21 protein-coding genes are annotated in these 23,572 nt (G+C 56.6%); 5 read left to right on the top strand and 16 right to left on the bottom strand.

The window, feature by feature from the left end; translation table 11 throughout:
* Window positions 1-398 precede the first annotated feature (398 nt).
* Window positions 399-1,430 carry a 3-deoxy-7-phosphoheptulonate synthase gene (locus GT495_RS08685; RefSeq protein ID WP_161162360.1) on the top strand — a complete coding sequence of 344 codons (1,032 nt, stop codon included), beginning with the start codon at window positions 399-401 and terminating at the stop codon, window positions 1,428-1,430.
* Between the two features lie 520 nt (window positions 1,431-1,950).
* Here GT495_RS08685 and GT495_RS08680 read toward each other — a convergent pair.
* Complete coding sequence (locus GT495_RS08680; RefSeq protein ID WP_161162359.1) at window positions 1,951-4,173, bottom strand: ABC transporter permease; 2,223 nt, start codon at window positions 4,171-4,173, stop codon at window positions 1,951-1,953.
* Window positions 4,163-4,948, bottom strand: coding sequence for an ABC transporter ATP-binding protein (locus GT495_RS08675; RefSeq protein WP_006234847.1), 786 nt, complete (start codon window positions 4,946-4,948; stop codon window positions 4,163-4,165). Before GT495_RS08675 ends, GT495_RS08680 begins: the two co-directional genes overlap by 11 nt.
* A 148-nt stretch (window positions 4,949-5,096) precedes the next feature.
* Here GT495_RS08675 and vsr point away from each other — a divergent pair, with 148 nt between their 5' ends.
* Window positions 5,097-6,071 (top strand): DNA mismatch endonuclease Vsr, encoded by a 975-nt coding sequence (gene vsr / locus GT495_RS08670; protein WP_161162358.1) that lies wholly within the window; start codon window positions 5,097-5,099, stop codon window positions 6,069-6,071.
* A gap of 726 nt (window positions 6,072-6,797) precedes the next feature.
* Here the strand turns inward: vsr and GT495_RS08660 are convergent.
* The 8 genes from GT495_RS08660 to GT495_RS08630 all read right to left on the bottom strand — a co-directional run bounded on the left by GT495_RS08660 (window position 6,798) and on the right by GT495_RS08630 (window position 12,477).
* On the bottom strand, window positions 6,798-7,346 hold the full coding sequence (locus GT495_RS08660; RefSeq protein ID WP_370457637.1) for a sulfatase-like hydrolase/transferase: 549 nt from the start codon (window positions 7,344-7,346) through the stop codon (window positions 6,798-6,800).
* The gene (locus GT495_RS10920) at window positions 7,339-7,497 is read right to left on the bottom strand and encodes a hypothetical protein (protein ID WP_231505009.1); all 159 of its coding nucleotides are present in this window, start codon (window positions 7,495-7,497) and stop codon (window positions 7,339-7,341) included. The genes GT495_RS08660 and GT495_RS10920 overlap by 8 nt, the downstream gene beginning before the upstream one ends.
* Window positions 7,498-7,499: 2 nt before the next feature.
* Window positions 7,500-8,144: a hypothetical protein gene (locus tag GT495_RS08655; protein ID WP_161162357.1), complete on the bottom strand. Its 645-nt coding sequence runs from the start codon at window positions 8,142-8,144 to the stop codon at window positions 7,500-7,502.
* A gap of 8 nt (window positions 8,145-8,152) precedes the next feature.
* Window positions 8,153-9,652 (bottom strand): sulfatase, encoded by a 1,500-nt coding sequence (locus GT495_RS08650; protein WP_161162356.1) that lies wholly within the window; start codon window positions 9,650-9,652, stop codon window positions 8,153-8,155.
* Window positions 9,653-9,826: 174 nt separating this feature from the next.
* Entirely contained in the window at window positions 9,827-10,654 is an 828-nt protein-coding gene (locus GT495_RS08645; protein WP_156063183.1) for a PTS system mannose/fructose/sorbose family transporter subunit IID, read from the bottom strand.
* Window positions 10,654-11,463, bottom strand: coding sequence for a PTS sugar transporter subunit IIC (locus GT495_RS08640; protein WP_156063182.1), 810 nt, complete (start codon window positions 11,461-11,463; stop codon window positions 10,654-10,656). The genes GT495_RS08645 and GT495_RS08640 overlap by 1 nt, the downstream gene beginning before the upstream one ends.
* An 85-nt stretch (window positions 11,464-11,548) precedes the next feature.
* Window positions 11,549-12,031, bottom strand: a complete 483-nt coding sequence (locus GT495_RS08635; protein WP_156063181.1) for a PTS sugar transporter subunit IIB — start codon at window positions 12,029-12,031, stop codon at window positions 11,549-11,551.
* 14 nt (window positions 12,032-12,045) lie between these two features.
* Window positions 12,046-12,477 carry a PTS sugar transporter subunit IIA gene (locus tag GT495_RS08630; protein ID WP_161162355.1) on the bottom strand — a complete coding sequence of 144 codons (432 nt, stop codon included), beginning with the start codon at window positions 12,475-12,477 and terminating at the stop codon, window positions 12,046-12,048.
* A 323-nt stretch (window positions 12,478-12,800) separates the two neighbouring features.
* Here GT495_RS08630 and GT495_RS08625 point away from each other — a divergent pair, with 323 nt between their 5' ends.
* Window positions 12,801-13,559 (top strand): DeoR/GlpR family DNA-binding transcription regulator, encoded by a 759-nt coding sequence (locus GT495_RS08625; protein WP_156063179.1) that lies wholly within the window; start codon window positions 12,801-12,803, stop codon window positions 13,557-13,559.
* On the opposite strand, the gene GT495_RS08620 is transcribed toward GT495_RS08625, so the two are convergent.
* Window positions 13,538-13,696: a hypothetical protein gene (locus GT495_RS08620; protein WP_161162354.1), complete on the bottom strand. Its 159-nt coding sequence runs from the start codon at window positions 13,694-13,696 to the stop codon at window positions 13,538-13,540. The genes GT495_RS08625 and GT495_RS08620 overlap by 22 nt on opposite strands.
* Before the next feature lie 288 nt (window positions 13,697-13,984).
* Here GT495_RS08620 and GT495_RS08615 point away from each other — a divergent pair, with 288 nt between their 5' ends.
* Window positions 13,985-15,070: a radical SAM/SPASM domain-containing protein gene (locus tag GT495_RS08615; protein WP_161162353.1), complete on the top strand. Its 1,086-nt coding sequence runs from the start codon at window positions 13,985-13,987 to the stop codon at window positions 15,068-15,070.
* A gap of 809 nt (window positions 15,071-15,879) precedes the next feature.
* Here the strand turns inward: GT495_RS08615 and GT495_RS08610 are convergent.
* Window positions 15,880-16,737, bottom strand: coding sequence for a class II fructose-bisphosphate aldolase (locus GT495_RS08610; RefSeq protein WP_161162352.1), 858 nt, complete (start codon window positions 16,735-16,737; stop codon window positions 15,880-15,882).
* Between the two features lie 335 nt (window positions 16,738-17,072).
* On the opposite strand from GT495_RS08610, the gene GT495_RS08605 reads away from it, so the two are divergent.
* Complete coding sequence (locus GT495_RS08605; protein WP_161162351.1) at window positions 17,073-17,876, top strand: DeoR/GlpR family DNA-binding transcription regulator; 804 nt, start codon at window positions 17,073-17,075, stop codon at window positions 17,874-17,876.
* 181 nt (window positions 17,877-18,057) lie between these two features.
* Here the strand turns inward: GT495_RS08605 and GT495_RS08600 are convergent, their stop codons facing one another.
* From GT495_RS08600 to GT495_RS08585, 4 genes are all read right to left on the bottom strand, one after another.
* Window positions 18,058-18,351, bottom strand: a complete 294-nt coding sequence (locus GT495_RS08600; RefSeq protein WP_156600014.1) for a PTS sugar transporter subunit IIB — start codon at window positions 18,349-18,351, stop codon at window positions 18,058-18,060.
* Window positions 18,352-18,549: 198 nt separating this feature from the next.
* A complete protein-coding gene (locus GT495_RS08595) occupies window positions 18,550-20,205 on the bottom strand; it encodes a galactoside ABC transporter permease (RefSeq protein ID WP_161162350.1) in 1,656 nt (551 codons plus the stop codon).
* An 18-nt stretch (window positions 20,206-20,223) separates the two neighbouring features.
* Complete coding sequence (locus tag GT495_RS08590; protein WP_161162349.1) at window positions 20,224-21,729, bottom strand: sugar ABC transporter ATP-binding protein; 1,506 nt, start codon at window positions 21,727-21,729, stop codon at window positions 20,224-20,226.
* A 189-nt stretch (window positions 21,730-21,918) separates the two neighbouring features.
* The gene (locus tag GT495_RS08585; protein WP_161162348.1) at window positions 21,919-23,217 is read right to left on the bottom strand and encodes a substrate-binding domain-containing protein; all 1,299 of its coding nucleotides are present in this window, start codon (window positions 23,215-23,217) and stop codon (window positions 21,919-21,921) included.
* Window positions 23,218-23,572: the final 355 nt, after the last annotated feature.

The following is a 23,572-nucleotide window of genomic DNA, read 5'->3' as shown; positions in this document are numbered from 1 at the left end:
AGTAGCAGCCAAAACCGCCTCAAATGCCCTCTTTACGGCCTCTAAACGCCTTCAAATTAATCAAAATGCCCGTTAGTATGCTTCTATGTGCCAACATTAATGAACATATTTGCTGTTATGTCTATTATCTTGTAAGCTCGATATGATACTACGCCAGCAACAGTACTCATATTTGCCATTTTTTGTCCACGGGGTATGCCGCAGAAGATCCAACTTGCTCCAGCATGCCGTACGCCGGCCCTCCCCTTCCGGCGAGTGCCGACATTTTCCCAGATAAAACCGACCAAAATAAACCTGTCCCTTTTCGGCAGGTTTCGCTTGCACTTTAGCGTGCGACAGCGGATAATGCCGTGCATTCGACAATTCACGCTTTGACTTATTTGATTGAGGAGGCCCCTATGTCCATGGAATTCAAACGCAGGCTGCCGATCCCCATGGAGATTCGCGAGGAAATGCCGCTTTCTGCCGAGCTTACCGCCAAAAAGCAGGCATTTGACGCCGAGGTCGCCAAAGTCTTTACCGGCGAGGACGCACGCAAGGTGCTCATCATCGGCCCGTGCTCTGCCGACCGTGAGGATTCGGTGCTTGAGTACATGAACCGACTGGCCAAGACCGCCGAGGAGGTCAAGGACAAGCTCATCATCATTCCGCGCGTCTATACCAATAAGCCGCGTACCAAGGGCACCGGTTACAAGGGCCTGTTGCACAACCCCAATCCCGAGGCTCCCGACGACCTGCTCGAGGGCGTTAAGGCCATCCGCCACATGCACCTGCGCGTCATCGAGGAGACTGGCTTCTTTACCGCCGACGAGATGCTCTACCCGTCCAACTACCAGTACCTCGTTGACCTGCTGAGCTATGTTGCCGTGGGCGCGCGCTCGGTCGAAAATCAGGAGCATCGCCTGGTATCGAGCGGCATTTCGGTGCCCGTGGGCATGAAGAACCCCACTGCCGGCTCGACCACCGTCATGCTCAACTCCATTTACGCCTCCCAGGCGCACCAGAGCTTTATCTTCCGCAACTGGGAGGTCGAGTGCGACGGCAACCCGCTCGCACACGCCGTCATGCGTGGCTACATCGGTCTCGATGGGCGCACCTACCCCAACTACCACTACGAGCACCTGGAGCGCCTGGCCGAGCGCTATACCGAGCATGCCGGCTACGCCAATCCGGCAGCGGTTATCGACTGCAACCATGACAACTCGGGTAAGCGTCCGCTGGAGCAGTACCGCATCTGCAAGGAGGTACTCGACAGCTGCCGCCGCAACGAGTCCATCTCCAAGCTGGTCAAGGGCTTTATGATCGAGTCCTACCTGGAGGACGGCAACCAGCCGGTCGACGGCGGCGTCTTTGGCAAGTCGATCACCGACCCATGCCTGGGCTGGGAAAAGACCGACTACCTCATCCACGAGATCGCAGAACGTATTTAGGCGGCAGTTAGGGACGTTCCTTGGAGGAGTCGCATGCGCGCCGGGCTTCGGGGGCCAGGCGTGCCCTGTTAAACATGCCCTCGGGTCGCACGTTTCCCTTCGAATCGATCATACAAGCCCCCAATCTGTTCGGTTTCCCCAGATTGTGAGCCCGCACACCCAAGCCGCACGGCCCGCCGTTCAGTTGAAACCACCTGCCAAAAAGGAACAGGTTTATTTTGGCAGGTTTTATCTGGGCAAACGCCAACCGCCGCAAGGGAGCTGCTTTCCCTCGCGGCGGTTTTCTAGCAGAAAAAACCAAGTGAGTAGGCTTTTTGCAGGAGTCTAAGCACACCCTAAAACGCCACGGCTCTGACCTGCGGTTTTATTGAGCATTTGTCGCGATGTGCTCGGCAGGTTCAAAAAAGTCTACTCACTTGTATCTGAGACGCACCAGATTGGCAAAAACCGCCGCGAAAGGGCCCCTGGTCCCTTCGCGGCGGTCATACGCCTCTGATTTTGCGACCGTTTTGCCCGCTTGTTACTCGCTGTAGCGGGTGGCGATGGCGGCTTGTACCATGCCGGTGCTCATGAGGTAGGTCACCAGGAAGTAACCACCATAGGCTGCCAGGAAGATCGCGCAGGTGAGGCCCACGGTGCCGCCTATGCTCATGTTGCCGAACGTGCTCACCAGCTCGATGATCACCTTGAGCGCCACAAAGGAGTGAGCCAGCCCCACTGCCAGCGGGAACAGGAAGAATACCGCTTGCTGCGCCATCACCGAATGGCGGATCTGGCGGTCGTCACAGCCGATCTGTGCCAGCACACGATAGCTGCGGCTGCCGTCGGCCACATTGGAGAGCTGCTGGATCGACAGTATCGCCGCGCACGCAACGACCAGTACAAAGCCAATGTAGATGGCCAAATAGCTAATCATGCCGTTCATCTGCGCCGCCTGCGTGTACATCTCGGAGCGTGTAATGAAGATTCCCCACGACCCCGGCTCCTTGCCGTCAACGAGCAGATTGTCGAGCACCGTGTATTTAATGCTCTCGTCTGCCTCAGTCGTATCCATCCCCTGTTTGTAGTTAACGAGCAGGCTACTGGAATACGGCTGCAGCTTAAGCTGGGACAACAGCTCGTCGGCAACGACGACGGTACCCGGATTACTGCTCATCGCCGAGTTGGCGATGGCCGCCGTGTCCTTGTCCGACTTATCGGTTGCGGGCTTGAGCTCATGCCCGCCCAAGGTGAGGGTATGGCCGCCGGCCATGTATTTGGTGTACAGGTCGCCCAGATCACCGCCCATATCACACGTAAGCAAGTACTGGTCGAGGCCAATGCTCACTGGCTCCTCGCCCATCATCTGGCGCAGTTTGTTGTACTGGCTCGCCGGCGTCACAAACAGGCCCATCGTATCGGCATTGCTACCCCCGAACGCCCTGGGAAGCTTTTCGCCCATGGTCTTGCACATCTCACTTGGAGTCACCGAAGGATCCGAGCCGCCAAGCGGGTAACTCAGATACGAATCGATCTGCACATGCTCACCGGCAACATCGGCGATACTGACCTTCTTGCCGGTCTCGTCGTTGTTGTCCGCCGACTTGCCCTTACGATCGCCATGCCATGGATCGCCGTGCCATGCGGAGTACAAATCGACCGTACTATCGGCCAGCACCATGCGATCGGCCTCAGACGGATTGACATACTCCTTGTAGTAGTCGAGCGTTTCGGGCGTGTAATAGATATACGTCTGCGACATATCGGCCGGCGTATAGCGCTCCAGATTCTCATTCATCACGTTGGCGATCGACATACCGCACGTCACCGAGGTAATGGCGAGGAACAGAATCATCGCGATGACGCCCATCGAAAAGCACACCGTATTGACCTTGGCCGAAAGCTGACGCACGGTAAACATATTGAGGCCGCGCCAATACACGCTGCGCAGGCTCTGCAGCAGCTTGATGAGCATGCCCGAGAGTCCCCAGAACAGGGCAAAGGTGCCCACGGTAACCATAGCGGTCGTAATACCAAACTGGTTCATGGCCTCTTGCAGCTTGCTGTCCGTCGCGGTTAGCGGGAACCCATCACGTAGCAGACGGTAATAGGCCACGCCCACAAGCACCACGCCCACGGCAAAGATGGCAATCGCGATCCAGGGGTTGCGTGTCTTGATGCTCTCGTTGCGACGCTCGGCACCCATAAGCTCGATGAGTTTGGTACGACGCACGGCGCGAAGGTTCAGCAGTAGCGTGAGCACAAACATTACGAGCATGCAGGCAAGGGTCAGATTGAACGCATGCACCGAGAAAAAGAAGTGGAAATTGGCGATCTGTGTCTTAAAGAGCGAGGCCGTAAAGAACGTCATGAGCTGGGAGAGTCCCACACCCAGCACAATGCCGGCGACAAAGGCCACGACCGATACTATCACGGTCTCGAGCGCCATGATCGTGGCGACGCGCCCGCGCCCCATGCCGAGCACCTGGTACAGGCCAAACTCCTTCTTGCGGCGTTTCATGATGAAGTTATTGGCATACACCATCAAAAAGGCCATGACACCGGCCAAAAAGTACGTCAGGTCGCCGAGTATGCTGCCCATAACCTGCGCCAAGCCCTCTTCATCGATGCCGGCGATGTCGACCTGCATCGAGATGGTGCTAAAGGCATAGAAGACCGTGACGCCCAGGGTGAGCGTCAAAAGGTAGACGAGGTAGTCGCGACCGGCGCGGCGGACGTTGCCCCAAGCGAGTTTACAGAGCATCGGAGCCCTCACCGCCCATCATGGCAACGACCTCCATAATGCGGTCGAAGAACTCTCGGCGGTCGGTGTCGCCGCGGCGCAGCTCGGTGAAGATCTTGCCGTCGCGAATAAACAGCACACGGCTCGTGTAGCTGGCGGCAAAGCTGTCGTGCGTGACCATGAGCACGGTGGCACGTAGGCGACGATTGAGGGCCTCTAGGCTCTCGAGCAGCAGGCGAGCGCTCTTGGAATCGAGGGCGCCGGTGGGCTCGTCGGCCATGATCATGGTGGGGTCGGTGACGAGCGCGCGAGCCGCGGCAACGCGCTGCTGCTGACCGCCGGACATCTGGTAGGGATACTTGTCGAGTACCTGACTGATGGACAGGCGCGCTGCCACATCCTGCACGCGGGTCGAGATCTCTGCCGAGTTTGTGCGGGCGATGGTGAGCGGCAGGGCGATGTTCTCGCGTGCCGTGAGCGTATCGAGCAGGTTGGAGTCCTGGAAGATAAAGCCAAGCTCCTCGCGGCGGAACTGCGAAAGCTTAGCCTGCTTCATGCGTGTTACGTCCTGCCCGTTGATGCGGATCGTGCCACTTGTGGCGCTATCGATGGTCGAGACGCAGTTGAGCAACGTCGACTTGCCCGAGCCCGAAGCGCCCATGATGCCAACGAATTCGCCGCGGTTGACGGTAAAGCTGACGTCGTTGAGCGCGCGGGTCACGTTGCCTAGCGCTCCGTATACCTTTTCGAGATGCGCGACCTCCAGTACCGGGGTCGCCATGTGCGTGGTTTGCATACCGAGTCCTTTCTTGCAATTAGTCTACGGCATCTATGGTCGCAAGAAGACGAGTCGGCTACCATCGATATGGCTTACGCTTGCCTTACCGTTGTGTAAGGTACGCGTAGCTACCCTGCCACGTGTTGATGTTGAGAGAGGACTCCTGTTGAAGACTGTTCATGTTGCCGCTGGGATCATTCGCAAGGAAGGATCTGATGAGCTGCTTGCCGTGCAGCGCGGCTACGGCGACATGCAGGAACTTTGGGAGTTTCCCGGTGGCAAGCTCATGCGCGGCGAGTCGCCCGAGGACGCCGTACGCCGCGAGCTTATGGAAGAGTTGCAGGTCAAAGTCACCAATCTGCGCGATTTCTATACCGTTGAGTACGACTACCCCGATTTTCATCTCTCCATGGAGTGCTACTACTGCTCGCTGGCTAAAGAGTCTGGCGAGCCCCAGAAGCACGACCGCCAGCTCGATATCCGCTGGATTCCGCGCACCTCGCTTGCCACGGTTGAGTGGATGCCCGCCGACAAGGGGCTCATTGATGCCCTGATTGAGCTGAAGGAAGACCGGCTCGAGGCAAGCTCCGCCGATGACGCCGCGCCCAACACAGCCGCCAAGCCCAAGCGCGCACCTAAGCGCCGCAGCAAAAAACGTCCCAAGCCCGGTCTGCTCGACGGCATCGATACCTCGGACCTCTCCGCTGACGAGCGCGAACTGGTCCGCCGGCGCGCCGCCATCAAAAAGTCTATGAAGGGCAACAAGCGTGCCAACACCAAGCCCGAGTTGCTCGTTCGCCAGCGCCTGCGCGCAGCGGGCCTTACGGGTTATCGCTTGGAATGGAAGGTTCCCGGCAAGCCCGACATCGCCTTTCCCGGGCGCAAGATCGCCATCTTCGTCAACGGCTGCTTTTGGCATCGCTGCCCTAAGTGCAATCCAAGCCAGCCCAAGCGCAACGTTGAGTTTTGGGAGGCAAAGTTTCGCCGCAACGTCGAGCGCGACCACGCTGCCGTGGCAGCACTCACTCAAATGGGCTGGACGCCCATAACCATCTGGGAATGCGAACTCAAAAAGGACCGCATCGACGCCACGATGGAAAAGGTCATCGAGCAGGTGCGCGCCGCAGAGCCGCAGTGCTAACAGAGAGCATTCACACGCTCCGCACGTCCGCGCCATATTCACGTCACAAACCTTAGAAAGTCCTTAAGCTCAAAACCTTTCAAGAGTGTTATTCGATACCTCTGAACTGCAGTTTCATCGTAACACCAAACCAGGTTAAGCCTTTCTTTAGCGCTTCTTTGCAGCAGCCGCGGCATAATACTGCCAGCGCACGGGACCTAGCAGCATACCCCGAGCGCAATCTATTGGTGGACATCGAGGAGGCCGCATAAGCATGCATTCTTCCAATGACGCAGCACAGCAGCCATCCCTAAAACATGCAGACCTTTTCTCCTTCCCCCCGACACAGAGAAACGGTCTCCTCGACTCCCCCACCACAAAAGCCAAACGCTCAACCGACCAGAGCCACAACTTACGAGCATCGTTCGAAAAGCTCCAAGCCTCACTAGACCAGGCATTCCCCAACCAAGCCCGGGCATACTAACCCCCACCAACCTGAGTAGAGCGTCATGGAGAGCACGGTGCAGCCTGATAGGAAGTTGATTGTCGCCACTGGAAAGAGCCCTGTGGCATCGAGCACGGGCTTGACGATAACGCCGCCGCCAATACCTCAGATTGCTCCGATCGTTGACACAAAGAAACAGATTGCGAATACTGCCACGTGCGTTATCGACATGAATACACCTCAGTTCCTCTATCCTATAGAAGGCGAAAGGGGTCCGTGCGCCCTTCCGCCGCGACAATTAATTAGACACTCTCGTCGCGTTGTCTATCGTCGCTCCACCACGCTCTCGCTGCGGACACCACAAACGGGCACCGCGTCCTCGCCGGGCAGACGCACATTCTGCCGCAACGCACGATGAGCGGCACGCGCGGGCTGCCCTCGTACGGCAGCACCTTGCGGAACTTCTCGTGGTCGAAGAGCATCTCGCCGTGATCCGAGGTGAACACCACCACGGTATTGGTGCAGGTCGCATCGGGCTCGAGCGCCGTCACCAGGCGGCCAATCTGATGGTGGATATGCGTGATGCAGGCATAGTAGCCCGCCATTGCCTGATGACGCAGCTCGGCATCGTGACGGCCGTGCACCGAATCGATTACCATACCGTCGCTCTCGGTCAGACTGCGGTCAACCCAGTCACCCAGCGCGGGTTCAACTAACTCCTTGCCGTAGTACATTTCAAAGTACTCGGCGGGAGCATCGAACGGAGAATGAGGGCGCACGAAACTCGCCATGAGAAAGAAGGGGCGCATGCGATCGCGCGTCTCCAAGAAGCGGATGGACTCGTCAACCACCCAGCTCAAAGAAGGTTCCCTCAGTCGCCAGCGTATCCAAAAACGGCGTCTTGACATCGGGATGTCCCGCATAACCCAGGCAATCGCCGCGTAGCTGATCGCACAGGATGAGCAGGATATTGGGCTGCGTCCTCAATCGAACGACTGCCATCTTTACTCCCCACTCAACACCTCTTCAGGAGACGGGGAAGCAACGGCTCCCTCGATCTCCCTGCATGACTTCTCAAAATATTGCTCAGCGCGACGTGCATCGCCCTTGTTCTCGTACTGAATGGCAAGCAAAAGCTCGGTAAACCCGCGGTTCACGCCCGATACCTCAGACAGACGGGTCTCCATCGCATCGATATAGGCAAAGCTCTTCTCAAGATAGATTTCGTACGTCATACGAGCCTGCTTGGAAACCTCGGAGGGCTCCACGCGCTCGATCTCTTCGAGCAGCGGCTTTGCACCCACCTCGTTGCCCTGCTCAACATAGTAGTTAAACGCGCGACCAATGAGCTCGCGACGCTGCTTGGGACTCTGCCCCATGCAAAGCATCTCGGGAATCAGCTTGTCGAGGGCGGATCGGTCCTCCTCTACCATAAGTGCATTCATGCGCATGAAGGCGCGATTCCATGCGGGGAGCACCAAGCGAACTAAGGGCATCTCGAGCGTGTGGAGGTACTCGCCCATCTCGCCACGCTCATATAAGGCGGCGAGCTTTGCTGCATAGAAGCGCTTTGCGATCTCGGTCATCGCGAGCACGAACACGCTCATCGCCAAGATCAGAACGCCGAGCGTTCTCATATCGAGCGACATGGCACCTCCTACACAAGACCCAGGCGCTCTGCCTGTTCGGCCGGGGCATCAAAGGCAACAAGTCCCTCACGCAGCATGTCCTCGAAACGCGCTTCGACCTCGATGTCCACACCGGCCAGATTGTGCTCCTGTGCGTAATCGGCATCCAGATCGAAAAGCTTGCTCTCCCCCACCTCGCGTAGCGGCCGATCGCTTTGATCGATCACCGGCGGCTTAACACTCGGAATCTTGAACAGCGGGTAGCAGGTGCGCTCGAAATAGCGGCCGCATTCGATCTCATCGGGGCACTCCGTACCGAGCGTCGCGCGAATCGTGCTCGGAAACGCCGTGTAGTTGAAAAGCGGCTTGTTCTCGGGCTTGGGAGCACGGAAGTAGGTGTGATGTCCGTCGGTGATGTTCACCGCGAGCCCGTGGACGCCATAGAGCGCATAGGGGCGCGTGAGAGCATTGGGGTCGGTCGCAAGCGGCATGAGCGAGACACCCTGGCAGGTACTGGGGATCTCAACACCGTGAGCATCAAGCACCGTGGGCATGATATCGATGGCTTGCGTAATCTTGCCCACACGCTCGCCAGCGCGCACGCCGCCGGGAAACTTGACGATAAAGGGCAGGTGAGCGAGCTCGTTGTAAAGATGCATATAGTTCTTGCCCAGATAATCGCGCTCACCCAAGAAGTAGCCGTGATCGGTGGTCACCATAATCATGGTGTCCTCGTAAAGGCCGGTCTCTTTGAGCTTGTCGATCAGCTTACCAAACCAGCAATCGCACATGCTCACCAGCGCGGCGTAGCGACGCTGCAAGTAGTCCACAGCAGAAGCGGGAATATCGGTCTCGGAGGTGCGGGCGTATGGCGGGATCTCGAAGTAGTCGCGGTCGAGCCCCTCGCTGCCGCCATAGAGATCCATGTACGAATCGGGCACATCGAACGGCTCATGCGGGTCAAAGGCTTCGACCATAAGGAAGAAGTTGTCGTCGTCTTTGTTGGTCTCGAGCCACTCGCATGCCGAGCTGAACGTCTGAGGCGAGGGCATATCCTCCTCATTCGGCCAGGCACTGCGATTCTGCTGATACTGCTTGCGCACGCGACCGTAAAAGGTCTCGGGCATGTTATCCGGCTCGTCGATGCGCGAGATCCACGGGTCCCCCTCTTGCCCGCGATGCGTGTCCCAGGTGTTGAACTGCTGCAGGTACCCCTCACCGCCCGTGCGCCAATAATGGCAGTGATCGGTGGTGATATGCGTGAAGGCGCCCGAGGCGCGCAGGCGCTGCGGTAACGTAATGTCAAACGGTTCGATGGGACCCCAGCACCGCTCAAGAAAGTTCAAGCGGCCGCACATGATATCGCGGCGGGCGGGCATACACGGGGCACTTCCAATCCAATGCTGATCAAACGTAGTTGCCTCGCGAGAAAAGGCATCGATGTTTGGGGTTTTTGCCATCGCCTCGGGGTTATAGCAGGATAGTGCGTCGCGACGAAGCGTATCCATAAGCACCAAAACTGTTCTCATGGCTCGAGCCACCCTTTCTGACCGAACGGTTCAAAACTGATTGCGGGGCATGCCGCGCTCCCGCACCGCGATATCGACAGACACGATGTGTTATGTCCGCCGGTATTGCGGTGCGGCAGAGAGGCCCGAACCCGCCATGCGGCAAAGGAGAGTCCGGGCCGTATCAAACGTGCGTTACGCAAAAATCTTGATGGGCGTGTAGTAACCGATCGCGGCAAACACGAGCGCGAACACGATAAGGCCCACGATAACCTGAGCTGTGTTCCTGCCGTTGCCCTTCTTGATGAGCTTGTAGCAGATGAACGTTAGAATCACCGGCAGCATATACGGCATGACCGCATCAAACTGCGCCTGCAGGCTCAAGGGATCGCCCTCTCCAAGCGAGAACTGAAGCGCGGTCGTTAGCTTAACCGTCTGCGGAATAAGGCAGCCCACAACCACAACGCCGAGAACGTTGGCAAGGTTACCCAAGCGGTCAAAGATCTTGATGCCGCCCTTGTCGATAAGGTCAAGGCCCATGGAATAGCCCTTGTGCAGGCCAAAATACTTAAGCGGCCAGTACAGGAGGTTGATGAGCAGGAACATGACGAGCGGACCCACGAGGGAACCGTTGTCAACACAGAGCGACGCACCGATGGAGCCCGCGATGGGGAACCAGGTGAGGTTGAGCATCGAATCGCCCAAGCCGGCAAAGGGGCCCATGAGCGAGGTCTTGATGCCAGTCACAGCCTCTTTTTGATCCTCATCCGTCTCCTCCTCCATTGCCGTGCAGATACCCAAGATGAAGGGAATGGCAATGGGGTGCGTGTTGAAGTACTCGAGATAGCGCTGCATCGCGGCAACGCGCTGCTCTTTGGGAGCATCTTTGTAGAGCTCCTCGAGCACTGGGCTAAAGCAGTAGGTAAGAGAGAGGGACTGCATGCGCTCGTAGTTGTGAGCGAACTGGCAGCCCTGGGTACGAAGCAGGACTTTATTGAGCGTGCTGTTGGAAATCTTTCCCATTACAGATCGTACTCCTCTCCATCATCGTCGGAATCGGAAGCCGTTGCCACGGCGGCAGGCGCGTTCTTCTGGCCCTCAATGATGATGTCGTAGAGGCCAGCAAGGGCGATGCCGATGATGGCGCAGCCGAGCGTGGGCACGCCCATATAACCAAAGAGCACAAATCCGATGCAGAGGAAGATCCACATGTTCTTCTTCATCATCATGGTGAGCAGCATCGCCAAACCAACAGCGGGCATCATAGTGCCGGCGGTGGCAAAGCCGGTGAGCACCCACGGTACATCGTTCTGCAGGAAAGCCATGATGTCCTCGATGACAAACGAGCCGATACCCGTAGCGATGAACACGGGAATGGCGCGGGTGAGGAAGAAGAACAGGGCACCGAGCCAAAAGTACTTGTTGATCTTCTTGAAGTCACCAGTGAGCGCAGCCTTGTCGGCGCCGTGCACGAGGGCGACGTTCGTGGTCATAACAAGCATGTTGAGCTGCTGGACAAGCGTTGCGGTGGGAACGCCCACGGCAACAGCCAAGGCGATGGCCGCCTCGGTGCTACCACCGGACATGATGCCGAGCGACGTGCCGGCGATGGTGCCGGAGATGACATCAGGCGGAACATAAGCGCCGATGTTGTTGACACCGAGCCACATGAGCTCCAACGTGGCGCCAATCATAATCGCGGTTGTCATATCACCCAAAATAAGACCGACACCCACGGACGCAAGCAGGGGCTTGCGGAATCCGAGGTGGGGACCGAACTGGTCAAGTGTGCACAAGCCGGCCCAAAGAGCCAAGAACAGTGCTTGAACCATACCGTTTCCTCCTTTTCAAACCCATGGTTATCTCAAGCTGGAACCGCGAGGTAGCTCGCACTCCCAGCAATGCCGCCGATGCGGGTTACTTGAAGTTCTTGAGCAAATCCGAGACGCGCTCTTTGGAGTCGCGCGTGGTGGTCTGCATCCAGCACTCCACTCCCAGCTCCTCGAGCTTCTCAAAAGCCGCCTTCTCGTCGGCGGTTACCGACATGTTCTTGTGAATGCGTTGGCGTTTATCGTTGAAACGCATGCCCGAAACATTGAGGTAGCTAAACTCAAGGCCGTTCTCACGCATGGTGAGGGCGTCGTTGGGATTGCCAAAGAGCACCATGGTGACCTTCTTCAAGGTGGTTTTTTTGAGCACCTCAATGAACTTCTCAACCGTAAAGATCGAGACCTTGACGTCTGAGGGGGCGGCAAGGCCGGCTACCGAGCGCTGCACTGGATCGTTTGCGCAGGCATCGTTCACAATGATGACCGACTCGATCTTGTTATCGGGAATCCAAGTGGTTGCAACCTGACCGTGGATCAAGCGATCGTCGATGTTTACGAGTTTGAGTGCCATGGTTTGTCCCTTCTTTACAGGTCGAGGTCGACGTCGTCGCTATCCTCAGCCAGCTCAACAACAATTTCTTTTACCGCATTTGCAGCAGCGTTCTCAACAGTGGTGCGCACCTGATCGACGGTAAGGTTTCCGCTGAACAGCAACTCAATCAAAACGGGAAGGCTCACACCGGTAAACGCGGTCAGTTCACGGCCTCCCAGCTTAACGCGCGAAATGACATTAAACGGAGAACCGCCGTATATGTCGCACAGCGCGACGACATGATCGTAAGTTGCCGCGAGCTCATCGTATGCGCTTACGAGCTGGTCTTCGAACTCCGACACGGTGGTATCAGGCGTAAGCGACAAAGCACGGACACGCTCCTGCTTGCCGGCGAGCATCTCCGCCGCCTCGAGCATCGCCTCGCCCACGTGAGCATGCGTTGCCAGAATGATTCCAAACGACATGTATCTATCCTTTCCCCATGTTCGCCCAGCACGCAGGCGCTATCTGCGCATCTGGTTTCTCCTTGTCAACCATATGATAACTTTTGATTTGTTCTGATTGCTTTAAGCGAAAGAAACTAACCAATCTAGCTATCAAACGCACTTTTAACGCCTAATATGCGAATATCCATGCCCTGTTTGAACGAAATAGTACCAGAATGCTTCATTTCTGTACATAGTTAACTCTCTTTTGATCGTTCACACCCGTTATTTGACCGTTTATCGGAATAATTGGTTTCTTTTGATTTATAATGATTGATAGTATAGGAAATTAAGGAGGAGAAGTGATCAAACTAGAACGCCAGGAGCAACTCGAAAGCCTCATCAACGCCCGCGGTTTTCTCTCGGTTAACGATGCCATAAGCCTTCTCAACAGTTCGCCCATGACTGTCCGCCGTGACATGGACGAACTTGCCAGCGAGAACAAAATCGAACGTGTGCGCGGCGGCGGCAAAAGCCTACACCCCATTCGGAACGCCGCGCTTGAACAGCCACACAACACGAAACGTCAGCAGCATATCAACGAGAAACACCGCATCGCTCAACTTGCCGCCGAATTAATCGAGCACGGTGACACGGTATTTATTGGTGCGGGTACCACCTGCGAACTCATTGGCAGCTACCTTGCGGGCACATCGGCTCGCGTTGTTACCAATAGCCTACCAGCATTCGACCTCGTCAAGGACGTTGCAGGCATTGAGACGATTTTGCTCGGCGGCCTTTACCGCCCCAAAACCAGCATATTTTATGGCCCACTTACGGCAAACGCGCTCAACAACATCAATTTTGACAAGGTATTTGTGGGAGCGAACGGCATTGATGGATCAGATGTTACCGGACACAATGCCGACATCTCGGATTTGCAGCGCATCGCCTTTGACTGCGGCAAGAAGCGCTATATCCTCGCCGATTCGTCCAAATTTGGCAGGCGCGATTTTATTACGTTCTACGATATGCGAAACATTGACGCACTTATCACCGACAACAACATCACGCCCGAGTATCTTGCAGAATACAGTGCCTATACCCGAGTAATCTCGTAGCGTGCAAAGCAAACGAGCTTGATGTCGTACTCCAAGGAATCGGCAGACAGGAACGAGAGATTGGCGCCGATGCTACTCGCCTCGACGGTGCACGTATCGTGGTGATACCGCCTCATGAGAGCGTTCATCTCTACCAATCAGCGACCTCGTGCGCTCCTTATAATATCGCACAGAAGGAAGACGCGAAAACCCGTTCGGCGCAAAGCCCCCTTGTGGGGTATGGCGTTGGTTATCACGCCTATTATTTTCACATTGGCGAAGAGAACTACTGCCGGCAGTTCAACACCTATGAGTGCTTCCGCGGCCAGACCAAAGCAATAGCAGTCCTTCATCAAACCGCGCGCGGGGCAACGCGAAATACGCTCTTGCGCTATAGTGAACGAACGCCAAACGTTGAATCGGACGTCATCTTTAAGGAATCTCCCATGAAGCGCATCTCGTTTCTCATCAAGCCAGCGAGCTCATTGTGCAACATGCGCTGTCGCTACTGCTTTTACGCCGACGTCGCTCAACATCGCGAGGTCTCAAGCTTTGGCATCATGCAGCGCGACGTCATGGAGGCTCTCATCGACTCCGCACTTGGGCTCGATGACAACGCCGACATAACCTTTGCGTTCCAGGGCGGAGAGCCCACTTGCGCCGGACTTGAATACTTCGAGGCCTTCACTGCTCATGTTGCATGCAAGCGCTCCAACCAGACCATCCATTATGCGCTGCAGACCAATGGATACCTCATCGACAGGACATGGGCGACTTTTTTGGCGAAACATGATTTCTTGGTAGGCGTCTCTTTGGACGGCTACCGCGATCTACACGATTGGCTCCGTCCCGACGCCACAGGCTCCAAGACGTTCTCCCGTATTCTTAAAGCAATCCAAGCGCTTCGCTCCGCGGGGGCCGAATTCAACATCTTGACCGTGCTCACCGCGCAGCTCGCCAAGCATCCGCAGCAGCTCTATCGTTTTTACCGACAGCATAAATTTAACTATGTGCAGCTTATTCCCTGCCTGCCCGGACTAGATGACGCCGAGGATGAGTTCTCGCTCACCCCGGAGGCATTTGCGAGCTTTTACAAGGTGTTCTTTCGCCTGTGGCTCAAGGATTTTGAGCAGGGGTGTGGCATGAGCGTCACACTCTTTGATAACGTGATTCCGCTCTTTGCCGGCTATCCGCCCCAGCAGTGCGGCATGCTTGGGGCATGCGCGCCGCAATTTGTGGTCGAGGGCAACGGCGACGTATACCCGTGCGACTTTTACGTGCTCGATCGATATCGCCTGGGTAACGTCGTACATGATTCGCTTGAGCAGATGGCAACCTGCGACGAACTGCACGCGTTTCTTGTCGAGCCCCGCCGCGCGTGCAGTGAGTGCGCCGACTGTCCCTTTGAGAGCATATGCCACAAGAACTGCAAGCGACTCAACATCGCATACTATCGCGAGGATTACTGCGGGTACCGCAGCTTCTTAGAAGAGGCAGCTCCTACAATGGCCGCCATCGCACGCAGACTGTAGGGCGCCCAACCAAACAACGCGCCAACTATCCCGCTTTTGCCCCACCTTTATATAGCTATTCCGCGAGCAGCCCTCGGCGAGATATAGGGTTTTGTAAGCGCCCGCACACAAAACCGAGGCCCTGGGAACAAAAAACCGCCGCGAGTGCGCGAGTGTTCCACTGCATCGCGCCGAAAGGGGCCCGGCGCATCGGCATTTCCGCAGGTCACGGATCTCAGCTAATCCGTTGGAGGGCGCAGCCAAGAAAAAGACGCACACTTGCACGCCTACTCCATGACTCTAACGCCTTGATTGACAACTTGATTGAAAAGCTTGCATGTCCCCTGCGAGCGACCGGGAGCTGGACGGCTCGCCGCGCTGGGCACCGCGTGGACTCGGTGCCCAGCACACCACCTCGCGCGCATCAAACCTCCCTATGATGCGAAATCTTGTATGTAAACTGAACCCCCCGACCCTCCCATCAAACAATCCAACCGCCCAACCGATCAGAGTCTCAACCTGCAAGCCTCATTAAAAAAACTCCAAGCATCCCTAGACAAAACCTTCCCCAACCAAGCCCGGGCATATTAACCCCCACCAACAAAGCGCCCCTTGCGCCCCATCCTTTCCGCCCCAACGCCACAAGGGCGACGACCTCGAGTAGGTCAACCTGGGAGGGGCGAGGGCTTAGTTCCCCAATCTTTCCGCAGGGGGCAAAAAGCCTCGCCGCACGAAGTGCGCAGCGAGGCTTTTTGCATGCCCGAGGACGATTGGGGAACTAAGCCCTCGTCCCTCCCCGGGATATATAGCGAGTCGGAGTACCCTTGCTGTTACTCTGCTTTGCCCACAGAGTTGAGGTTGGTCATGCGGATCTTAACCAGCTCGGTGATCTCACGCATGCCCTCCTTGGCCGGCTTCTTGGGATCGAAGCAGGCGGGGTTCTCGGCCATGTAGGCCATGAAGCCCTTGGTGTAGGCCTGACGCAGCTCGGTGGCGTAGTTAACCTTGCAGATGCCGTTCTTCACAGCCTCGGCAACCTGCTCATCGGGCACACCGGAGGTGCCGTGCAGAACCAGCGGCACGTCGACGGCGTCGCGGATGGCCTTGACCACGGACTGCTCGATGTGAGGATCGCTCGTGTACACGCCGTGGCTGGTGCCAACGCCAATGGCCAGCGAGGTGCAGCCAGTGCGCTCGACGAACTCTTTGGCCTCGACAGGATCGGTGTAAGGGCTCTCGCCCTCAACCGAAGGACCGTCGTCCTCCTTGCCGCCAACCTTGCCGAGCTCAGCCTCGACAGGCACACCCATGGCGCGGCCAGCATCGGCGACGGACTTTGTCAGGGCAATGTTGTCCTCGAAGGACTCGTGCGAACCGTCGATCATGACAGAGGTGTAGCCCGTGCGGAAAGCCTGCATGCAGCGGTCATAGCCATCGCCGTGATCGAGGTGCAGAGCGACGGGCACGGAAGCGCGCTCGGCGGCAGCCTTCACCATGCCGTAGAAGTAGTCCAGACCAGCGGTCTTGATGGTGCCCGGGGTGGTCTGCATGATGACGGGGGACTTGGTCTCCTCGGCAGCGGCCAGAATGGCCATAACAAACTCGAGGTTCTCGACGTTGAACGCGCCGACGGCGTAGTGGCCGGCCTGAGCGTCCTTGAGCATCTTTTCGGTGGTAACAAGTGCCATGAGCGTTTGCTCCTCTCCCTCGCCCGCATCTGGACATCGGGCGTAGTTGTTCACAAGGCGTTTTACCTTGCGTTTTGCTGCGTTTATTGTATGAAATTCAGCGGCTTCGCACGTACGAGATATTGAACCCATGCAGGTCTATACAGTCGTTTTTGAAAAGCAAACGGAAGGAATTGGAGCCGAGTGGGCGTGTTCGATATTGAATTTTGGGCGTTATGCGTCTTTCTTTTATAGAAAAAATAAGTAATCGAAAGGTGTTTTCTTACAAAAAAAGAAAATGAACGAAAATAGACTCAACACAATTCCTGCAAATTTCGGTCAAGAATGGAGCAGCCATGGCCCCCGTAACAAACCGTGCATTTGCCGATGAACGTCGCGCCGCCATCATGGAAATGCTCGAGCACAACGCCTCGGTGCAGGTAGCCGAAATCGCCCAGACCTTTGGCGTGTCCTCCGTCACCGCTCGCTCCGATCTGGACGCGCTCGCCGAAGCAGGCAAGCTGCGCCGCACGCATGGTGGTGCCGTATCGCTCCACAAGCGCTTGACCGTTTCCACGCAGGATCGCCGTATTAACGTTAACGTTGCCGCCAAGCAAGCTATCGCCCAAAGTGCTATGGAACTCGTCAATGATGGCGATACGCTGCTCGTTGACTCGGGCACCACCGCTCTCGAGTTTGTCCGGCTCCTCGACCAGCGCGACGGCATCACCGTTATCACGGCCGACATTACCATTGCCGATTACATCGACGAGAGCATGCCCTCGGTCGATGTTGTCATGCTGGGAGGCGCGCTGCGCAAGGGTCATCGCTATCTGTACGGCCCACTTACCATGCAGGCGCTCCAAATGGTCCACGCCGACCTTGCCGTCATGTGCCCTGGCGCCTTTGTGCCAGATTGCGGCTTTACCACGGACTTTCCGCAGATGGCCGAGACCAAGGCCGCCATGATTGGAGCCGCCCGCAAAAGCGTGGTGCTTATGGATGCCAGCAAGGTCGACGGGCGCGGTATGTATCGTTTTGCGCAGCTTGCCGACGTGGATGCCATCGTCATGGACAACGACCCCAACGGCATCGTCGAATCTTCCCTCGTCGCAATCTCGGACCGCACCAACCCCAACCTCATCATCGCCGCCGCCTAATACCAGCACAAAGAGGACGGTGTACCTTCGTGATGGCTTCAACCAAAACGTCGATAGCAACGAGGCAATTGGGCCTCAAAGCAAAAACCGCCGCAAAGGCGTCTGTCCCCTTTGCGGCGGAAAATGAGGCGTCGCATAGGGATAGGTCCCCCTATGCGACGCCGTCATGGCTGGATTGCGACTACAGGATGCTTTCAATACTGTCTAGGATACTTTCTGCATTCTGCGTGGCGTAATCCTCGGTGGTGATAACGCGAACGTTTTTGGCACCGGCTTCCTCAAAAGCCTCTTTGGCAAAACCGACCTGCGGCCCCAGCAAAACGGCATCGGCGTCACTGATATGATCGGCGGCGGTGGAAATCGGCGATGCTTCGATCTCGATCTCGAGACCACGAGTCTCGGCGACGGCCTTAATCTTTGCGACCAGCAGGCTGGTGGTCACACCGGTGTTGCAACAGACGAGGACCTTTTTCATAAGGAAACCCTGCCTCCCTCTTTAATCTTGTCCGCAAGACAAGACGGCTATCAACTTGGAATACGAGCATAGCAACCAAGTCATGCGCCACACTCGGCAATCCCAAAGAACTACAAGCTGCACCCCACGCCTTTAAAAAAGGGGGCCGGAGGATGGCAGCCGGCTCCCCTTTTATATCACGCGGAGATGCGAAGATCGCTATTTCTTCTGGACGTACTTGAGGCAGTCGAGCGTAACGGCGACGAGAATGATCAGGCCGGAGAACACGAACTGCAGGTTAGTATCAATACCCAAAATGGTCAGTGCATAGGTAAGAGCGGTGAAGATCAGCACGCCGACGGTGACGCCGGAAATCTTGCCGATACCGCCGGTGAAGGAAACGCCACCGACAACGCACGCGGCGATAGCGTCCATTTCCCAGCCCTGGCCGTAAGCAGCGGAGCCAGAACCGACCATGCGGATGCACTCGAGCCAAGAACCAAAGCCGTACAGGATGCCGGCGAGAATGAAGGCGCCAATGGAAACAGCGAAGACGTTGATGCCAGAGACGGAAGCAGCCTCGGGGTTGCCGCCGACGGCGAACATGTTCTTACCGAAGGTGGTCTTGTTCCAAATGAACCACACGACCACGATAGCAGCGACAGCCCACAGGATGATCGTCGGGAAGCTGCCAATACGCGGAGTGACCATGGCGGGAATCAGAGGATTGATCGAACCGAAGGACACACCCTTGGTGGCATAGGTGACGAGGCCGAAGATGATGAGCATGTTGGCCATCGTCGAGATGAACCAGTGCATCTTAAACTTAGCGGTAAAGAAGCCAGCAATGGCAGAAAATGCGGTGCACAGGACAACACAGACAACAAGTGCCAGGACAATCTGGCCCACGACGGGCATGGTGGAGAAGTCGAAAGCGATGCCAAACACGGTACCGGTGTTAGGGCCGGCGTGCATGATGATGGTAGACGCCACCATACTCATACCGACCATACGGCCAATCGACAGGTCGGTACCGGTCTGGAGAATCAGTCCGGCAACACCAAGCGCCAAGAACATACGGGGCGAAGCCTGCTGGAAAATGTTCAGCACGTTCTGAGTCGTGAGCAGCTGCGTGCCCTTAACAACCGGCGTGATGGCGCACAGCGCGATGAAGATGAGCGCGATGGCGATGTACAGGCCGTTGTTAAGCAAGAACGTACGCGTGTTAAATGTGTACTTGTAGTTCTCCCAGCGCTGGGCCATATTCTCGGCAAACGTAAACTTGCCGATGCGCAGCAGGTCGATCAGGTGATAACGATAGGCAAAAGCCTCATGCTCACGATCCTTAATCTGCTGAAGCTCCTGCTGGTAAGTCACCTTGGCGTCGAACTGCTTGTTCTTGTAGACGTACTTTTCTTCCTTGATCTCGGCCTGGTCGGTGATACCGGCGATGCCCTTCTGGTGCTCTTTCTCGAGCTTGGCGAGCTGCTTTTGATAGGCAGCCTTGGCAGCCTCGCGCTCGGCGGCACAGCTGGCCTTAACGGAAGCGAGATACTCGGACTCATAATGAGCCTTCAGGTAATTCTCGGCGTCGGCAACGAGCGAGTTGATCTGACCCTTGTTCTGAGACTCGACCTGCTTGGCCTTCTCCATCTGGGCCTTGAATTTGTTAATGGCCTCGTCGCGCTCGGCCTTGGTGAGCACGCGGTCGTTCTTGGTGGCGTCAATGCTGCTCTGCAGCTCCACGATGCGCGTGGTGCCGTCGGCTCGCAGGTCATCGACCTTTTTCTGAATCTCGTTAACATAGCTGTCGATCGGTTGGAGGAGTTTGGTCTCCTCTTCGACCGACAGAATCTTACCGGATACGGTAGGCATGTGTTCCATCCCCTTCATCTACAGATACTTGGCACTCAAACGGAGCAGCTCTTCCTGGTTCGTCTCCTTGGTGTTGACAGTGCCCGAAAGGTGTCCGTTCGACATGACGCCAATGCGGTTGGTGATGCCGAGAATCTCGGGCATCTCGGAGGAAACCACGATGACCGTAGTGCCCTTCTTAGCCATGTCGATGATGAGCTGGTAAATCTCGTACTTAGCGCCAACATCGATACCACGGGTGGGCTCGTCCATCAGGAACACCTGCGGATAGCGCTCAAGCCACTTACCAAAAATGACCTTTTGCTGGTTGCCGCCAGAGAGGCTCGAAATCAGATCATCGGGACCCATGCACTTGGTATGCATGGTCTTGATCTCTTTGTTCGTCGCGCGAACCATCTTGTCGTTAGACAGCGCGGGACCGCTCTTGTACTGATCAAGGTTAGCGATGGTGGTGTTAAACGTCAGGTCGCCCTTCAGGAACAGGCCGTTTGCCTTGCGCTCCTCGGTAATCAGAGCAAAGCCGTGCTCCATGGCGTCACGCGCCGAGGAAAAGTTCATCAGGCGATCACGGAAGTACACACGGCCTGCCGCACGGGTACGAATACCAAAGATCGTCTCGAGCAGCTCGGTACGTCCGGCGCCGACCAGACCATACAGACCAAAGATCTCGCCCTTGCGCACGTCGAAGGTGATGTCCACCAGGTGCGGATCGAATTTCGTGGACAGGTGTTGCACCGAAAGAACGTTGTCGCCGGGAATGTTATCCACGGGCGGGAAACGGTTGTCCAGCGAACGGCCAACCATGGCGCTTACGAGCTCATTCATGTTGGTGTCACTCGTGCGCTTGGTCATAACCAGATTACCGTCACGCAGAACCGACACGTCGTCGCAGATCTCGAAGATCTCGTCCATCTTGTGCGAGATGTAGATCAGAGCGATGCCCTGCTCCTTGAGCTTACGCATCATCTCGAACAGCTTATCGACCTCTTGCGCCATCAGCGAACTTGTAGGCTCGTCCAAAACGATAACTTTGGCGTTATAGGACATAGCCTTGGCGATCTCGACCATCTGGCGCTGAGAGACGCTCATGTTTTTCATGGGCTGGGTCAGGTTGACGGTCATGCCCAGACGACGGAACAGATCCGAAGCCTCTTTGCGCATGCGCGCCTCGTCGATCACGCCGCCCTTAACCGGATAGCGGCCCAAGAACAGGTTATCGACCACGTTACGCTCGAGGCACTGGTTGAGCTCCTGGTGGACCATGGCGATGCCGTTTTCGAGAGCATCCTTAGGACCGGAGAAGCTCACCTCCTTGCCATCGAGGAAAATGGAACCCTCGTCCTTTTGATAAGTGCCGAACAGGCATTTCATCATCGTGGACTTGCCTGCGCCGTTCTCACCCATCAGGCCCATGACGGTGCCGCGGCGGACGTCGAGGTCGATGTGATCGAGTACGCGGTTGCGCCCGAACGTCTTGCTCATCCCTCGGATCGACAGGACGATGTCGTCTTGCTTGTCTGACATGTATTCACCCCTCGTTTCCCTCGATATCCTCCCCGTGCAACCTTATTTGCGCAGCTACGATTGGGAGAACGTCCTGATATGAGACCATAACGAAATGTTTACGTACTCATAGTCTCTGAAAAGCAAGGGGGAGCAGCCTCCTGATCCCCCTTGCCAACATGCTTGCATGCTCTCGCGAGCAATCACAGCCTACTGGCCAAGTATCGACGTGTAGGAAGCGCCGTTGTCAGTCTTAACCATGTTAATGGCAAAGGCATCGAAGTCGGCCGGGTTACCAAGCTTGTTGGTAATGGAGGACTCGTTCTGGCCGTCGCCCTGGACAACTTCGAGATCGAGGTTGAGCAGCGGAGCATACTTCTCGAGCAGCGGCTTGTAAGTTGAACCCAGGAAGTTGTCGGCGGAGTTGTAAATGCTCAGCCAGACCTTCTTCTTGGCGCTATCGCCCTCATCGAGCTGGGCCTGAGCCGTCTCGTACAGGGTGTTCGCCGGGTCCATGAAGTCCTTGTAGTTGTCTGCCGTAACCTCGAGGTTCATCGCGTAGAAGGAGCGATCCTCCTCGCTGTACTTAAAGTCGTCCTTGGCGATGACGTTACCGGCATCGTCAGCCTTGCCCACGCCGGTGTTGACGTCGACGCCGTCAAGAGAGTTGCGGAGCAGACGCAGGGTGAGGTAAGCCTGGACAGCGGGGTTCTGGGAAATGGTGCCACCATAGGGGAAGTCGGTGTCGCCCAGGGCGGCAACGGCATCGGAGTTGGCGTCGTAACCAAAGACGGGGACCTTGTTCTCCTTGGCCCAGTTGGAGTACATGGACATGCCCATGCCGTCGTTGTTAGAGACAACGATATCGATCTGCTCGCCGAAAGCGGAAGCCCAGGTGCCAGACAGAGCGTTACCGGCGGTCGGGGCGTCCCAAGTAGCGCCGGCAGAGGTCTTCATCTCCTGGCTGGCAAGCTCACGGATCTTGAACTTCTTGCCGTCGACCTCGATCTCGCCGTCCTTGACCTTGTCCGACTTACCGTCCGTGTTAGTGCCGACGGGGTCAGAAACAATCTGGCCGTCCTTCTCGACAGCGGTGCCCAGGGCCTTGCGGCAGCCACGAGTACGAGCGATGGAGTCGTTGTGTCCCACATCACCGATGGCGAGGACGTAGCCGATGACGCCGTCACCGTTGCGGTCGATATCGGCAGCGTGGGCCTTGATGTACTCGACGACCATCTGACCCTCGAGCTCGCCACCCTGCTTGGCGTCAAATCCGACGTAGTAGGTGTCATCGTTCCACTTGAGCGTAGTCATGTCCAACTCGCCGGTGGAAGAGTTAGAAGGCTGGCGGTTGTAGAAAACGACCGGCTTCTTAGCGTTCGCGCTTCCGCCGGCGGCTGCACCGCCATCGCTACCGGAGCCACCGCAGCCCGCAAGGGAGCCGGCAGTAGCGACGCTCATCACGCCGAGTCCGCAAGCCTGAAGGAATTGACGACGAAAAAGTGCCATGAGGAATTCCCCTTTCTTAGCGCATACCTTAATGCGCTTTGACTACCAAATACGAGCGCCGGGGAATGTTAGATGTTTGCGCTAACATCCTTCGCCCCTCGGCGGGCTCTTGCTCCCTGCCATAGCGCAACAGCAAGGACGAGTCGTCACTGAGTACGTTAACAGCCTGTGGAATAAAGACTACCCAGAGTTTTATCGAAGACGCCGAACGGTCGAAACAGCCACGCGAACGGTATGTGAAAGATTGAAAAATTTAAGGTAAAGCAGGGTGCTTTACAAATCAGAACCACCCTTAAAAAGGGTGGTTTGCTCTTAGGGTATAACCCACGGGCCCCGGGCTCGCGTCTAAAGGCGC

The organism is Collinsella sp. BIOML-A6 (assembly GCF_009875845.1).
Lineage (GTDB): Bacteria > Actinomycetota > Coriobacteriia > Coriobacteriales > Coriobacteriaceae > Collinsella > Collinsella aerofaciens_H.
The sequence above is the reverse complement of the archived record's forward strand: the minus strand, read 5'-3'. Positions and strand labels throughout refer to the sequence as shown.